We start from the raw sequence: 14429 nt of genomic DNA, 5'->3' as shown, positions 1-14429 counted from the left end.
TTGGCCGGAATGCCCGCCCGGCTGGTGCGGCGGGCCCGAGCGGGGAGGACGGGACGGCGTGCGGACCGCGCGGTGGAAGGCCCTCGGCGGCGCCCTCCTGAGGGTGCTGGCCGTCTGGGCGGTCTCCAGCCTGACCCTGCTCGCCCTGGCCGCGGTGCTGCCCGACTTCCGACTGCAGGCCGTCGGCGGCGAGAGCCTCACCCGCACCGCACTCACCGCGGCGCTGGCCGCCGGCGCGTTCGGCCTGCTCAGCGCCCTGGTGTGGCCGCTGCTGGTGCGCGCGCTGCTGCTGGTGCCGGCGTTGGTGCTGGGGCTGCTGGTGTTCTTCCTCAACGGGTCGTTGCTGCTGGTCGCGTTGGACGTGGTCCCGGCGGGGCGGGGGCAGACCACGCCGGAGACCGCGGTGATCGTGGCGGCCGTGATGTCGGCGGCGTCCTCGGCGACCTCGACCTTCCTGGCGGTGCGCAACGACGAGGCGTACCGGCGTCGGCTGGTGCGGCTGGCCGGCCGGCGGGGGAGGCGGGCCGGCGCGGACCGCGGGCCGGCCACGCCCGGGACGGTCTTCCTGCAGCTCGACGGCGTCGGCCATGAGGTGCTGCGGGAGGCGACCCGCGGCGAGCGCCCGCTGATGCCGACCCTCGCCCAATGGATCGGCACCAGTCACCGGCTCGCCCCGTGGCGCACCGACTGGTCCAGCCAGACCGGCGCCAGCCAGCTCGCCATCCTGCACGGCAGCAACGAGGACCTGCCCGCCTTCCGCTGGTACGAGAAGGAGACCGGAGACCTCATCGTCAGCAACCGGCCCAGCAGCGCCGCCGAACTCCAGCGCCGGGCCGTCGCGCGCACCGGCGACGGCGGGCTGCTGGCCCACGACGGCGCCAGCCGCGGCAACCTCTTCAGCGGCGGCGCCGGCCAAGTCGCCCTGGTGATGTCGGTGGCCGCCCGGCGGGGCCGGTACAACCGCTCGCGGGCCGGCTACTTCGCCTACTTCTCCGACCCGGCCAACGCCACCCGGACCGCGGTCTCCTTCGTCGCCGAGGTCCTGCGGGAGATCGGCCAGGCGCTGCGCAGCCGCTGCCGCCGCGAGCGGCCACGGGTCAGGCGGGGCGGCCTCTACCCGGTCATCCGGGCCTTCGCCACCGTCGTCGAGCGCGATGTGGTGGTCGCCGCGGTGCTCGGCGACATGCTGGCCGGCCGCACCGCGGTCTACGCCGACCTGGTCGCCTACGACGAGGTGGCGCACCACTCGGGGCCCGTGCACCGCGACACCCGCCAGGTGCTGCGCCGCCTCGACCGCTGCATCGAGCTGATCGCCGAGGCCGGCCGGTACGCGCCCCGGCCGTACCGCATCGTGCTGCTCTCCGACCACGGCCAGAGCCCCGGCGCGACCTTCCGGGACCGCTACGGGCTGACCTTGAGCGACCTGGTCCGCGCCGGGTGCGGGCTGCCGGTCCGGCGGCGGGCCGGGCGCACCGTCAGCGGCGCCGAGGCCCGGGAGGCGGCGCGGGCGGCGCTGGGCCGGCCGGAGGGGACGGCGGACGCGGACCGGCCCGGCGCGCAGCCGGTCGTGCTGGCCTCCGGCAACCTCGGCCTGGTCTCGTTCCCGGACGTCCCCGACCGGATCACCCGTGAGGAGCTGGACCGCCGCCACCCGGCGCTGCTGGACACCCTCGCCGGTCACCCGGGCATCGGCTTCGTCCTGGTCCGCTCGGTCGCGCACGGTGCGGTGGTGCTGGGCCCGGACGGCGGCGAGCACCACCTCGACACCGGACGGGTCGTGGGCGCGGACCCGCTGGCGCCCTTCGGGCCCGGTGCGGCCGAAGCGGTCCGCCGCACCGACCGGTTCCCGCACGTCGCCGACCTCATGATCAATTCCGCCGGTGATCCGGCGACCGGTGCGGTGCACGCCTTCGAGGAGCAGATCGGCTCGCACGGCGGGCTGGGCGGCCCGCAGAGCCGGCCCTTCCTCCTGTGGCCCGCGGAGCTGTCCCCGCCGGTCCCGGACGGGACACCGCTGACCGGCGCCGAGCAGGTCCACCAGGTGCTGCGACGCTGGCTGCGGGAGGCGGACGGTCCGCAACCGCCCGTCGGCCCGGGGGCACAGGAGCCGTACGGGCGGCTCGGGCCGCAGGCGGACGACCTGCGGCGCTAGGCCGGGCAGCCCGAAGGTTTTTCCGGTCGCCTGACCCCTGGCGGGACAAAAACCGGTGATTTTGCGGGGGCCCTCCGGTCGCCCACCATGTCCTGGCCCGGCAATCCCGGGTGCACCGCGCACGACGAGAGGGCCCACCACGCCATGCACGACCGGCACACCCGCCGTTTCGGTCTGGGGACCGCTACCGCCCTGGTGATGGGGAACATCATCGGCGGCGGAATCTTCCTGCTGCCGGCTTCGGTCGCCCCCTTCGGCACCGTCAGTCTGGTCGCCTTCGGCGTCCTCACCCTCGGGGCGATCGCCCTGGCCCTGGTCTTCGGGCGGCTCGCCGAGCGCCATCCGGACACCGGCGGGCCCTACGTCTACGCGCGCGAGGCGTTCGGCGACTTCGCCGGCTTCCTCTCCGCCTGGTCGTACTGGACGATGACCTGGGTCAGCAACGCCGCGCTGGCGGTGGCCGCCGTCGGCTACGTCCATGTGCTCTTCCCCGGCCACGCGTCCCGGGGCGTCGATCTGATGGTGGCGCTGGGCGCGCTGTGGCTGCCGGCGCTCGCCAACTTCGCGGGCACCCGGTACGTCGGTGCCGTCCAGATGGTCTCCACGGTGCTGAAGTTCGTGCCGCTGCTGTTCATCGCGGTCGTGGGGCTGTTCTTCTTCGACCCGCACAAGCTCGGGGCGTTCCACGAGGGCGGCGGCAGCACCCTGGGCGGGCTGTCCGCGGCGGCCGCGATCCTCCTCTACAGCTACGTGGGCGTGGAGTCCGCCGCGATGAGTGCCGGCGAGGTCCGCGACCCCGAGCGCAACGTCGGTCGGGCCACCGTGCTGGGCACCATCGGTGCCGCCGTCGTCTACCTGCTGGGCACCCTGTCGGTGTTCGGCACCGTCGCCCACGACAAGCTGGTCAATTCGAAGGCGCCGTTCTCCGACGCGGTGGACGCGATGTTCGGCGGCCACTGGGGCGGCACGGTCATCGCGGCCGCCGCAGTGATCTCCATCATCGGCGCGCTCAACGGCTGGACGCTGATGAGCGCCCAGTCCCCGTACGCCGCCGCCAAGGACGGCCTCTTCCCGGCGGCCTTCCTCACCAAGCGGCGCGGGGTGCCGACCTTCGGCGTGCTGGCCGCCGCCGTGCTGGCCTCCGCCCTGACCGTGATCAACTACTTCCTCGGCACCGGCGGCGTCTTCGAGATCCTGGTCCTGATCACCACCTTCTCGGCCACCGTCCCCTACCTGCTGGCCGCCGGCGCCCAGATCTACTTCCTGCTCTCCGGCCGCCGCGACAAGGTCCGCCCGGCCCGCTTCGCCCGCGACCTGACCCTCGCGGTGCTCGCCTTCGGCTTCACCTTCTGGCTGGTGGCGGGCGCCGGCTACGCGGCGATCTACCAGGGCGTGCTGTTCCTGTTCGCCGGGATCCTGGTGTACGCGCTGATGGCGGCCCGCCGCGGGCGCCGGCCGGCCGTGTCCCAGGACGCGACGGAGGACGCGACGGAGGGTGCCCAGGGCGCCGGGACCGCTTCTGTGGAGGCGGCCGGGAACGCTTCGGCGGACGCGGCGGTGCCCCCCGTCCCCGCGGCGAGCTAGCCGCCCGCCCGCCGACCCCGATGCCCCCGGCCGCCTCGCTGCGACCGGGGGCATTACCTTGCGCGTAATCGACCCTCGTCCGCCGCTCCGGCAGAGTCGAGGCATCGGTTCACGGGCCGGCGCACTCCGGCCCGTGAACTGTTGCTGACGAACCGTCAGTCACCTGGCGGCCCGGGCCCCACCGGCCGCCGCGACGGATACCACGAGGAGTTCGCGATGTCGCAGAACGTGCAGCAGGGCGCCGCCGAGCGGACCGTCGACCACGCGGCCGCCGCCGAGCGGTACCTGGCGGCGTGGAACGCCACCGAGGAGGGCGCCCGGGCCAAGGCCGTCGCCGCGGCGTTCACCGAGGACGCCACCTACACCGACCCGCTGGCCGAGGTCGCCGGGCGCGACGGGCTGGCGGCGGCGATCGCCGGCGCGCACCAGCAGTTCCCGGGTTTCGCGTTCCGGCCGCTGGGTGTGGTGGACGGTCACCACGACATCGCCCGGTTCGGCTGGGAGCTGGTCGCGCCGGACGGGTCGGCGCCGGTCGCCGGCTTCGACGTGGTGCGGCTGGCCGAGGACGGTCGGATCCGGTCGGTGCTCGGCTTCCTGGACCGCGTACCGGCGAGGTGAGCCGCCCTCACTCCGCCGCTTTGCGCAGATGCTCGGCCGTTTCGGGGTCCGCGGGCAGGAACGCCTCCAGCGCCAGCTCCGAAACGGTCACATCCATCGGCGTGTTGAAGGTGGCGATGGTGGAGAGGAAGGAGAGCACCGTGCCGCGGTGCTCGATCACCAGCGGCAGGGCGAACGGCGGGTGGTCGCCCGGGGGCGCGGCCTCCCGCCCGGCGGCCGGCAGCGGGTAGGAGCGGAGCTCGTCGTGCAGTGCGCGCAGCGGTGCGGACCGCATCAGCGCCAACTGCCGGTCCAGCTGGGCGAAGAGGTGTTCCCGCCACTCCAGGAAGTTGCGGATGCGAGGGGCCATGCCGCGTGGGTGGAGCGTGATCCGCATGGCGTTCATCGGCGGCCTGAGCAGTTCCGGATCGACGCCGTCCAGCAGCACCTCGACGCCCCGGTTGGCCGCCAGCACGCGGTACATCCCGTCGACCACCAGGGCGGGGTACGGCTCGTAGCCCGCCAGCAGCCGGTCCATGCCGGCCCGGAGCTCGGACATCGACGGGTCGTCCAGCGGGGTCTCCGGGAAGGCGGGGGCGTAACCGGCCGAGATCAGCAGGGCGTTGCGCTCCCGGACGGGTATGTCGAGGTGCTCGGCCAGTCGCAGCACCATCTCCTGGCTCGGGCGGGCGCGGCCGGTCTCGATGAAGCTGATGTGGCGGGCGGAGGAGTCGGCGCGCAGCGCCAGTTCCAGCTGGCTTATGCGGCGCCGGTCCCGCCATTCTCGCAACAGGGTGCCGACACCCGTGGTTTCCGGCGCGGACGCCGTGGCAGTCGTCATGCCGGGGACGCTAGCCGACCGGCCAGGTATTACCTACGGTAACTTCTGGGTTCGCGGTGGCCCGGACGGGCCCTGGCCGCACCGGCCGTCCCCATTCGCCCCGCGTGGACGGGCGCGCGACCGCCCCGACGTGACAGGCTGGGACCGCCGCGCCCAGCGGCGGCGACCGGTACCCGGCGGGAAGGCGAGCGCGATGAACGCACAGGTGGCACCACTCGACGACGCGGAGATCGCGGACCGCCTCATCGAACTGCCGGGCTGGACCGTCGAGGGCGACCACCTGCACCGCCGCTACCGCTTCGACCGGCACTTCCAGGCCGCCGCGATGGTCGTGCACATCTCCCAGATCCAGGAGGAGTTGGGCCACCACGCCGAGCTGACCCTGGGCTACAACCACCTCGGCGTCTCGGTCAACACCCACAGCGTCGGCGGCCGGGTCACCCATCTCGACTTCGGCCTGGCCCGCCGCGTCGAGGAGATCGCCGCGGCGCACGGCGCCCGCTGACCGGCCCCGCCGTCGCCCGTTCCGGAGTCGGCCCGGTACGACGTCAGCTCGGGCGGCGCGGTCGGATGACCCGCCCGGCGCGCGCCAGCTCCACGTTGAACTGCGCCCCGGACAGCAGCGACAGATTGGAGAACCACAACCAGATCAGGAACACCACCGGGCCGGCCAGCGAGCCGTACAGCCGGTTGAAGGTGCCGACGTACGAGGCGTAGAAGGCGAAGCCCGCCGACGCCACCAGCCACAGCAGCACCGCCAGCACCCCGCCCGGCCCGGCCCGCCGTACCCCGCGCGAACTCGGCGGCCCCGACCGGAACAGCACCATCGCCAGCACGGTCGCCAGCACCAGCAGCAACGGCCACTGGAGCAGGTTCCACAGTGTCTCGCCCGCCTCGCCGAACCCCAGCGCCCGGCCCAGCGCGGTCGCCACCGGCCCGCTCACCAGCAGCGCCACCGCACTGCAGATCAGCAGCGCCATCAGCAGCAGCGCGGTCACCAGGATCCGCGGCGCCTTCCGCCACGGCGGCCGGTCGTCCTTCGTCCGGTGCATGGCGTGCAGTGCCCGCCGGAACACCGCCAGATAGCTGCACGACGACCACAGCGCGCTGACCGCCGCACCACCGACCACCACCCAGGCGGCCGTCCGTTGGTGCGCCATCACCACCAGCGCGTGCCGGACCGTCGCCCCCGACTCGGCCGGCGCGATCGAACTGAGGTGGTTGATCAGCTGCTCGGTGCCGGCCGGGTCGGCGAGCCCGATCAGTGAGATGGTGACGATCGCCGACGGAAGCAGCGCCAGTACCGAGTAGTACGTCAGGCTCGCTGCGTAGTCCGTCAGGTCGTCGTGCCAGACGGACAGCGGTGTACGGCGCAGCGCCGTGCGGTACCGCTGCCAGACCCGGCGGCGGGGCGGACGCTCCGGCCCGGTCCGCGCCGGGGCCACGGACGATGCGGTCTCAGCCTCCATGCCGGACCCCCGCCGTCCTGGCCCATCGCCGCGCGACGCTCCGCATACCGCTCCCGCCCATGTCGTATCCGTCCCCTGTGCCGTACTGGTCCGGCATCGTCCCGGTCCCCGGGCTGCATCATGCCCCGGCGCGGCCGGCGTCCGCGAGGGGCGGGTGACCGGCCCGCCCGGGGGCGGAGCCACGGGCCCGTCAGCCGAACGACAGGCCCCGCCAGGGGGACGCCGGGTCCTGCGTCAGCACCCGGTGGAGGTGCGCCGTCTCGGCGTAGGCCGGCCCGAACCAGCCGTTGTCGTACGCCAGTGCCCGCCCGAGCGCGTAGCCCGCGGCGAACTCCTCCCACGAGCCGTAGACCTCCTGCGCCCGCGCCGCCACCCGCATCACCGCCTGCTCCGCCTGCGGCGGCGCGCACAGCCGCGCGCCCAGGCCCCAGCGGACCAGGCCCACCGCGTGCGCCAGGTCCAGTGCGACCAGCGACACCACCCGGCCGTCGGCCGGCAGCAGCCCGTCCGTCCGGAACCGTTCCTCGTACCGGTCCACCAGCTCCGGAACCGCGGTGGGCGCACCGTCACCGGCCCCGGCGGGGGACCCGTCCTCGGACGTGCCACCGGACTCCCCGCCGGACGCCGTGGCCCGGGCGCGCAGCGCCGTCTCCGTCTCCGCTGGTACGAACTGCCCGTCGAGCAGCTGGTCGAACCGCTGCTGCCAGCTCACCGGATCGGCCACCGACCACTGCGCGCGCAGCGTCTCGGCGTCCTCCGAGTAGTCCAGGAACGCCGTGCCCAGCTCGTTCCACGGCACGCTGTGGTGCACCGCGAGCGGCGCGCCACAGGCCAGCCCCTGCGCCACCGGACCGTGCAGCGGCCCCACGTAGGAGGTGACCAGCAGCCCGCCCGGCCGGACCCCGACCTGCGCCCGGACCCGCAGCCAGGCCGCGCGGTGGGCCGGCGAGGCGGGCAGGTACGCGGCGAACGGCGTGCCCGGGTTGATCGCCAGCCGCCACTTGTCGTTGGGCCAGTCCTGCGCCAGCTCCTCGATCGAGACCCGGTCGAAAAACCGCTGCGGTTCCCACGGCGGCAGCATGCCGCGCGTCAGCACGGGAATGCACTTACCGCCCGCCGTCGGATCGTCGTAGACGGGCAGTGGTTCCTGCCCCTGCTGCGGCACCGCCAGATACAGGTCCTCGCCGGCGATCGCCGCGACCTGTCCGTCCCCGTCCCCACGTGCCGTTGCCTCATACAGCCGCCGCTCGGTCTCCGTCGGCGGCATCCATCCCGGAGTACCCACAGGCCAAGACCCTACGGTGACCCCGCCCCCGGTCCGAACCAGGGGCCGTGCCGGGGCCGCCGGACCGGCCCCGCCGCTTGCCGGCGCCCACCCCGTATCGGAGGCTCGATGCCATGAGCAGTGACGACCGCCCCGTGCCAGGGGAGCCTTCGCCCGGCCCGCGGCCCGGTTCCCCCGGCAGGCACGCCCACACCGGGGCCGACCACGGCGGCGCCATCGACTGGGAGGTGCTCGGCCCGTTCCTGGAACGGGGCGCCGAGATCCAGACCCCGCTGTACGAGCAGGCCGCCGCCTGGCTCCGCGCACTGCTCGCCCCGGAGGGCCCCGAGGGCGGGGCGGGCGGGGCATCGGGGGCCCCGGCACCCGGCGCCGGGTCCCGCGCACCGACCGTCCGCCGCATCCTGGACGTCGGCAGCGGCCCCGGGGTCGTCAGCTGCCTGTTGGCGCGGGCCTTCCCGGACGCAGAGGTGTGCGCGGTGGACGCCACCGAGGCCCTGCTGGCCCGCGCTCGCGCCCGGGCCGACCGGCTCGGCCTGGCCGACCGGATCCACACCCACTGCGCCGAGGTCCCGCACGGCCTGGACTCGCTCGGCGGCGCCGACCTCATCTGGTCCAGCAAGGCACTGCACCACGTCGGCGACCAGCGCGGTGCGGTGGCGGCGCTCGCCGGCCACCTGCGTCCCGGCGGCCTGCTCGCGGTCTGCGAGGGCGGCCTCGCCCCGCGCTTCCTGCCGCGTGACATCGGCGTCGGCCGCCCGGGACTCCAGGCCCGTCTGGACGCGGCGGCGGAGGACTGGTTCGCCGAGATGCGGGCCGCCCTGCCCGACACCACCGACACCCTGGAGGACTGGCCCGCCTTCCTGGCCAACGCCGGACTGCGCACCCCGCGCACCCGCAGCTTCCTGCTGGACCTGCCGGCCCCGCTCGCCGACGACGTCCGCCGCTACATCCAGGCCAACCTCGGCCGCGCCGCGGAGGAGTACGGCGACCGGCTCGACCCCGGCGACCTGAGCACCCTCACCCGCCTCGTCGACCCCCACGACCCCGCCGGCATCACCCGCCGCCCGGACGCCTTCCTGCTCTCCGTGCAGACGGTGCACACCGCCCGCGCCCAGGAGCAGTAGCCATGGCGGCCGCCCACCACGCCTCAACCAAGGGCGTCACGTCAACAAAGGCTGCCACGAGCTAAATTGACGGCACGTCAGTATTTCGGGTCACTCCATCGCCTTCGGGTGGATCAGTGCGAAGACCGCGCCCTGCGGGTCGGTCACCATGGCGATCCGGCCGGCGATCATGTCGAACGGTTCCATGATCGCGCTGCCGCCGGACGCGGTGACCTTGGCGACCGCCGCATCGGCGTCCGCCACCGCGAAGTACGTCAGCCAGTGGGAGGGCGTGTCGGCGGGAAGTTGTTCCGGCATCGGCTGCATGCCGCCCACGTGGCGGCCGTCCACCTGGAGCCCGTAGTAGTGCTCGACGCCCTCCATCGTCGTGGACTCGATGCCGAAGGCGGCCCGGTAGAAGGCGGAGGCGGCGGACCGGTCGGTGGTGTTCAGCTCGTTCCAGATCAGTGCGCCGGTCTCGTTGACGACGCCCGCGCCCGGGAAGTCGACCGGCTGCCAGACGCCGAAGACCGCCCCCGTCGGATCGGCGGCGATGAACATCCGGCCCAGGGACATCACATCCATCACGGGCATCAGCACGGTGCCGCCGGCGGACTCCACCGCCCGCTGGCTGGCTTCCGCGTCGGCGCTGGCCAGATAGGTGGTCCAGACGGTCGGCGGAGCGGGCTGGTCGCCCATCGCGACGGCGGCCATGATGCCGGCGACGGGCTTCCCGTTCAGCTGGCAGACGGCATAGCCGCCGGTCTCCGGAGGACCGATCTCCCCGGTCCAGCCGAGGAGGCCGGCGTAGAAGTCGATGGCGGCCTTCTGGTCGGGGGCCGCGAGATCGACCCAGCAGGGCGTCCCGGGCGCGTAGGGAGTGGTGACGTCGGGCATCGGTGCCTCCTCGGAGCGGAGTGGTGGCCGCCCAGCGGCAGCCGACCGCGGCGGCCGGCGCCGCTGCGCGACCGCCCCCCCCGTTCCACATTTCCCGCCGCCCGCGGAGCCCGCCACTCGGGGCCGCGGCCCGGCGCCCCGCGCTCCGGCGGAACGGCCCCCTCGGGAAGCGCCCCGACATACGGCGGCGCCGCCCGCCCCCGAGGGGACGGACGGCGCCGCGGCGCACCGCGCACACGGCCGCGGGCCGTGCCCCGGACGACGCCCGGACCAGCGGGCCCGGGCCGTGACGCGAGCGGTCGGGCCCTCAGGCCACGTCGAACGTGGCCGGGTCCGGGCCGAGGCGGGTGCCGGAGTCCAGGCCGGCCACGGCCGACAGGTCCTCGCCGTCCAGCTCGAAGCCGAAGACGTCGAAGTTCTCCCGGATCCGCGAGGGGGTGGCGGACTTGGGGATGACGACGTTGCCGACCTGGAGGTGCCAGCGCAGGACCACCTGGGCCGGGGTCCTGCCGTGCTTGTCGGCGATCTTGGCGATCGTCGGGTCCGTCAGCAGCCCCTTGCCCTGGCCCAGCGGCGACCAGGCTTCGGTGGCGATGCCGTGCCGGGCGTGGAAGGCGCGGGACTCGGCCTGCTGGAGCTGCGGGTGCAGCTCGATCTGGTTGACCGCCGGGACGACGGAGGTCTCACCGAGCAGCCGCTCCAGGTGGGCGGGGAAGAAGTTGGAGACGCCGATGGCCTTGGCGCGGCCCTCGGAGTAGATCTTCTCGAACGCCTTGTACGTGTCTACGTAGGTGTCGCGGGCCGGCAGCGGCCAGTGGATCAGGTACAGGTCGACATACTCCAGCCCCAGCTTCGCGAGCGAGGCGTCGAACGCGCGGAGGGTGGAGTCGTAGCCCTGCTCGGAGTTCCACAGCTTGGTGGTGACGAAGAGGTCCTCGCGCGCGATGCCAGAGGCACCGAGGGCCTTGCCGGTGCCTTCTTCGTTGCCGTAGATGGCCGCGGTGTCGATGCTGCGGTACCCGGCCTCAAGGGCGTGGCTGACGGCGGTGAACGCCTCGTCATCGGGGATCTGCCAGACGCCGAAACCGAGCTGGGGCATCGTGACGTCGTTGTTGAGCGTGATGGACGGAACCGTGCTCACGGGGGATTCGATCCTTACGTCGACTGTCGTGTTCGGGGACGTCAACGATCATCCGTCCCCGGACATTCCCGTGCACGCCGAGAAAAACCGCCTGTTCACCGTCATGTCCGGCCGGCCCGCGGACCCACCGCTCTCACCCCCGGTACAGCGCGTCCACCTCCGCCGCGTACGCCACCTCGATCGCCTTGCGCTTGAGTTTCAGCGAGGGCGTCAGCAGGCCGTGCTCCTCGCTGAACTGGTTGGCCAGTATCCGGAACGTGCGGATCGACTCGGCCTGTGAGACCAGCGTGTTCGCGGCGACCACGGCGCGCCGGATCTCGGTCTCCAGGTCGGGGTCGCGCACCAGGTCGCGCGGCGGCATCTCCGGCTTGCCGCGCATCGCCAGCCAGTGCGTGACCGCCTCCGGGTCCAGGGTGACCAGCGCCGCGATGAACGGGCGGTCGTTGCCGACGACGATGCACTGGGCGACCAGCGGGTGCGCCCGCACCCGCTCCTCCAGCGGCACCGGCGAGACCGACTTGCCGCCCGAGGTGACCAGGATCTCCTTCTTCCGGCCGGTGATCGTCAGATAGCCGTCCTCGGCCAGGACGCCGAGGTCCCCGGTGGCGAACCAGCCGTCGTGCAGCACCGCGTCGGTCGCCTTGGGGTCGTTGTGGTAGCCCTGGAAGATCTGGCCGCCGTGCAGCCAGACCTCGCCGTCCTCGGCCAGGTGGACGCTGGTGCCGGGGACCGGCGTGCCGACGGTGCCGAAGCGGGTTCGCTCCGGCGGGTTCGCGGTGGCCGCCGCGGTGCTCTCCGTCAGGCCGTAGCCCTCGAAGATCCGTACGCCGGCGCCGGCGAAGAACAGGCCCAGCCGGCGCTCCATGGCCGAGCCGCCGGACATCGCGTGCCGCACCCGGCCGCCCAGCGCCTCGCGGACCTTGCTGTAGACCAGCTTGTCGAAGACCTGGTGCTGCATCCGCAGCCCGGCGCCGGGGCCGGGGCCGGTGCCGAACGCCTTGTGTTCCAGCCCTTCCGCGTAGCGGACCGCGATCTCGACGGCCTTGTCGAAGGGGCCGACCTTGCCCTCGGCCTCCGCCCGCCGGCGGGCCGCGGCGAACACCCGCTCGAAGATGTAGGGCACCGCCAGGACGAAGGTGGGCCGGAACGCCTGGAGGTCCGGCAGGAGCGCCCGGGCCGAGAGCTCGGGCTGGTGGCCGAGCTTGACCCGGCCGCGGACCGCCGCGACCTGCACCATCCGGCCGAAGACGTGCGCCAGCGGCAGGAAGAGCAGGGTGGCCGCCTCGTCGCCGGGCTTGGAGCGGAAGACCTTGTCGTACCGCAGCACGATGTTGTCGGCCTCGGCCATGAAGTTGGCGTGGGTGATCACGCAGCCCTTGGGGCGGCCGGTGGTGCCGGAGGTGTAGATGATCGTCGCGACGGCCTCCGGGGTGACCGCCATCCGGTGCCGGTGCACCACCTCGTCGTCGAGGTGCGCCCCGGCCGCGGTCAGCTCGGCGACCGGGTCGGCGTCCAGCTGCCACAGTTTCCGCAGCTGGGGGAGTCTGCCGACGACCGAGCCGACGGTCATCGCGTGGTCCTCGTGCTCCACCAGGCACGCCGAGACCTCGGCGTTGTGCAGCATCCAGAAGACCTGCTCCGCCGACGAGGTGGGGTACAGCGGGACGGACTGGGCGCCGATCGACCACAGCGCATAGTCGAAGAGCGTCCACTCGTAGCGGGTGCGGGACATGATGCCGACCCGGTCACCGAACCGGACGCCCTGCGCGAGCAGGCCCTTGGCGAGTCCGATCACCTCGTCCCGGAACTGTCCGGCGTCGACGTCCCGCCATCGCCCGGCGGCGTCCTTACGCGCCAGAGCGGTCCGTCCGGGGTCGGTCTCCGCGTTGTCGTACACCGAGTCGGCCAGCCCGCCGACCCGGGGCGCGGTCGCCAAAGGAGGGACGGTGAACTCGCGCAATGACCCAGCTCCTCGTGGTGCTTCTCACAAGGCCGCGACCGTACCCCACGGGGACGGCCGGTGGGAGGGCGCTACCACGCCGCGACGGCGCTGCCACCGTAACCGGCCAGGACGGGAAATCGGGTTACTTCGGGTAACGGTGGACATTGCTCGACTGGTTCACCGCTGGACGAACACTGTGCCGGGACTGGATCTGCACCAAATCTCTGCATCTGTCGCGGTGTCAGAGCACGTCGGAGGCATATTCCGGGGTGCCGCGACGTTCCCCGGGAGGTTCTCGGGAGATCCCGGGCAGGCCCGCGGAGGCCGCCGGCGCCGCCCGGCGCACGGCGCCGGCGGGCTCAAGCGGTACGGCGGATTCCGGGTGCCTCCTCGGGCACCGAGACGGCCGCCTACGGGAGGTGCAGCCGGTCGCCGCCCGCCAGGATCGCCTCGGCCAGTGCCTCCGCCGGGCCGCGCGCCGCCCCCGCCCGCTCCCCGTGCAGCAGGACGAAGTCCACCCCGCCCAGCTCCGGCAGCCCGGCCCGGGACGGTATCCGCACCAGGCCCGGCGGGATCATCCCGAGCGTGTGCGCCATCACGCCCAGCCCCGCCCGGGTCGCCGCGATCAGTCCGCTCAGGCTTCCGCTGGTGCAGGCGATCCGCCACTCCCGGCCCTGCCCCTCCAGCACCTCCAGGGCCCGCGCCCGGGTCACCGCGGGCGGGGGGAAGACCACCAGCGGGACCGGCCGCTGCGGGTCCAGCCGCAGCCGCTCGCCGCCCACCCACACCAGCCGGTCCCGCCACACCAGCCGCCCCTGCGGCCCCTGCGGCCGACGCTTGGCCAGGACGAGATCGAGCCGGCCGGCCGCCAGCAGCTCGTGCAGGGTGCCGGAGAGTTCCACGGTCAGTTCCAGATCGACCTCAGGGTGGTCGCGCCGGAAGCCCTCCAGTACCTCCGGCATGCGGGTCAGCACGAAGTCCTCGGACGCGCCGAACCGCAGCCGCCCGCGCAGCCGGGTCCCGGCGAAGAAGCTCGCCGCCCGCTCGTTCGCCTCCAGGATGGTGCGCGCGAACCCCAGCATCGCCTCGCCGTCCTCGGTGAGGTCCACGGCGTGCGTGTCCCGTGCGAACAGCCGCCGCCCGGCGGCCTCCTCCAGCTTCCGCACGTGCTGGCTCACCGTGGACTGGCGCAGCCCCAGCCGGTGCGCGGCCTGGGTGAAGCTCAGCGTCTGCGCCACGGCGAGGAAGGTGCGCAACTGCGCGGGTTCGAACACGGACGACGCCTCCCGACGGTGCTCCCGGTGCTCATCGTGGCTCATGGTCATCGTGCTTCATGATGGCAGTCACCACGGTAAGAGGGGTTCCCGATTGCCGTTCCGCCCGGCAGTCTGGAGCGGGCACCGTCCATGCCACCGCCC

General features: G+C 73.6%; 12 protein-coding genes. 5 read left to right on the top strand and 7 right to left on the bottom strand.

What is annotated here, in order from left to right:
- The first annotated feature begins 58 nt into the window (after positions 1-58).
- The 3 genes from JNO44_RS41880 to JNO44_RS41870 all read left to right on the top strand — a co-directional run bounded on the left by JNO44_RS41880 (position 59) and on the right by JNO44_RS41870 (position 4354).
- Positions 59-2152 carry a phage holin family protein gene (locus JNO44_RS41880; protein WP_205369160.1) on the top strand — a complete coding sequence of 698 codons (2094 nt, stop codon included), beginning with the start codon at positions 59-61 and terminating at the stop codon, positions 2150-2152.
- Between the two features lie 144 nt (positions 2153-2296).
- Positions 2297-3736 carry an amino acid permease gene (locus JNO44_RS41875; protein WP_205371409.1) on the top strand — a complete coding sequence of 480 codons (1440 nt, stop codon included), beginning with the start codon at positions 2297-2299 and terminating at the stop codon, positions 3734-3736.
- 216 nt (positions 3737-3952) lie between these two features.
- Positions 3953-4354, top strand: a complete 402-nt coding sequence (locus JNO44_RS41870; protein ID WP_205369159.1) for a nuclear transport factor 2 family protein — start codon at positions 3953-3955, stop codon at positions 4352-4354.
- A 7-nt stretch (positions 4355-4361) separates the two neighbouring features.
- On the opposite strand, the gene JNO44_RS41865 is transcribed toward JNO44_RS41870, so the two are convergent.
- Positions 4362-5174 carry a helix-turn-helix domain-containing protein gene (locus JNO44_RS41865; RefSeq protein WP_205369158.1) on the bottom strand — a complete coding sequence of 271 codons (813 nt, stop codon included), beginning with the start codon at positions 5172-5174 and terminating at the stop codon, positions 4362-4364.
- A gap of 193 nt (positions 5175-5367) precedes the next feature.
- Between JNO44_RS41865 and JNO44_RS41860 the strand changes: the two genes are divergently transcribed.
- Complete coding sequence (locus JNO44_RS41860) at positions 5368-5679, top strand: 4a-hydroxytetrahydrobiopterin dehydratase (RefSeq protein WP_205369157.1); 312 nt, start codon at positions 5368-5370, stop codon at positions 5677-5679.
- A gap of 43 nt (positions 5680-5722) precedes the next feature.
- Here JNO44_RS41860 and JNO44_RS41855 read toward each other — a convergent pair whose 3' ends face one another.
- Both JNO44_RS41855 and JNO44_RS41850 read right to left on the bottom strand, forming a co-directional pair.
- Entirely contained in the window at positions 5723-6643 is a 921-nt protein-coding gene (locus tag JNO44_RS41855; RefSeq protein ID WP_205369156.1) for a YihY/virulence factor BrkB family protein, read from the bottom strand.
- 190 nt (positions 6644-6833) lie between these two features.
- Positions 6834-7910 carry a DUF1266 domain-containing protein gene (locus tag JNO44_RS41850; RefSeq protein WP_205369155.1) on the bottom strand — a complete coding sequence of 359 codons (1077 nt, stop codon included), beginning with the start codon at positions 7908-7910 and terminating at the stop codon, positions 6834-6836.
- A gap of 131 nt (positions 7911-8041) precedes the next feature.
- Here JNO44_RS41850 and JNO44_RS41845 point away from each other — a divergent pair, with 131 nt between their 5' ends.
- Complete coding sequence (locus JNO44_RS41845) at positions 8042-9052, top strand: class I SAM-dependent methyltransferase (RefSeq protein WP_205369154.1); 1011 nt, start codon at positions 8042-8044, stop codon at positions 9050-9052.
- Between the two features lie 90 nt (positions 9053-9142).
- On the opposite strand, the gene JNO44_RS41840 is transcribed toward JNO44_RS41845, so the two are convergent.
- The 4 genes from JNO44_RS41840 to JNO44_RS41825 form a co-directional block, all read right to left on the bottom strand.
- Positions 9143-9928, bottom strand: a complete 786-nt coding sequence (locus JNO44_RS41840; protein ID WP_205369153.1) for a VOC family protein — start codon at positions 9926-9928, stop codon at positions 9143-9145.
- 307 nt (positions 9929-10235) lie between these two features.
- Complete coding sequence (locus JNO44_RS41835) at positions 10236-11069, bottom strand: aldo/keto reductase (protein ID WP_205369152.1); 834 nt, start codon at positions 11067-11069, stop codon at positions 10236-10238.
- Between the two features lie 133 nt (positions 11070-11202).
- Positions 11203-13029, bottom strand: coding sequence for an AMP-dependent synthetase/ligase (locus tag JNO44_RS41830; RefSeq protein ID WP_205369151.1), 1827 nt, complete (start codon positions 13027-13029; stop codon positions 11203-11205).
- A 392-nt stretch (positions 13030-13421) separates the two neighbouring features.
- Complete coding sequence (locus JNO44_RS41825) at positions 13422-14285, bottom strand: LysR family transcriptional regulator (protein WP_205371408.1); 864 nt, start codon at positions 14283-14285, stop codon at positions 13422-13424.
- Positions 14286-14429 lie beyond the last annotated feature (144 nt).

This window comes from Streptomyces noursei (assembly GCF_016917755.1).
Classification (GTDB): domain Bacteria; phylum Actinomycetota; class Actinomycetes; order Streptomycetales; family Streptomycetaceae; genus Streptomyces; species Streptomyces yunnanensis.
The sequence above is the reverse complement of the archived record's forward strand: the minus strand, read 5'-3'. Positions and strand labels throughout refer to the sequence as shown.

What these genes read in the sequence shown, in the direction of transcription:
- JNO44_RS41865 (WP_205369158.1), bottom strand. Translation starts at nt 5,174, where the DNA reads ATGACGACTGCCACGGCGTCCGCGCCGGAAACCACGGGTGTCGGCACC.
- JNO44_RS41850 (WP_205369155.1), bottom strand. Translation starts at nt 7,910, where the DNA reads ATGCCGCCGACGGAGACCGAGCGGCGGCTGTATGAGGCAACGGCACGT.
- JNO44_RS41870 (WP_205369159.1), top strand. Translation starts at nt 3,953, where the DNA reads ATGTCGCAGAACGTGCAGCAGGGCGCCGCCGAGCGGACCGTCGACCAC.
- JNO44_RS41840 (WP_205369153.1), bottom strand. Translation starts at nt 9,928, where the DNA reads ATGCCCGACGTCACCACTCCCTACGCGCCCGGGACGCCCTGCTGGGTC.
- JNO44_RS41845 (WP_205369154.1), top strand. Translation starts at nt 8,042, where the DNA reads ATGAGCAGTGACGACCGCCCCGTGCCAGGGGAGCCTTCGCCCGGCCCG.
- JNO44_RS41855 (WP_205369156.1), bottom strand. Translation starts at nt 6,643, where the DNA reads ATGGAGGCTGAGACCGCATCGTCCGTGGCCCCGGCGCGGACCGGGCCG.
- JNO44_RS41875 (WP_205371409.1), top strand. Translation starts at nt 2,297, where the DNA reads ATGCACGACCGGCACACCCGCCGTTTCGGTCTGGGGACCGCTACCGCC.
- JNO44_RS41860 (WP_205369157.1), top strand. Translation starts at nt 5,368, where the DNA reads ATGAACGCACAGGTGGCACCACTCGACGACGCGGAGATCGCGGACCGC.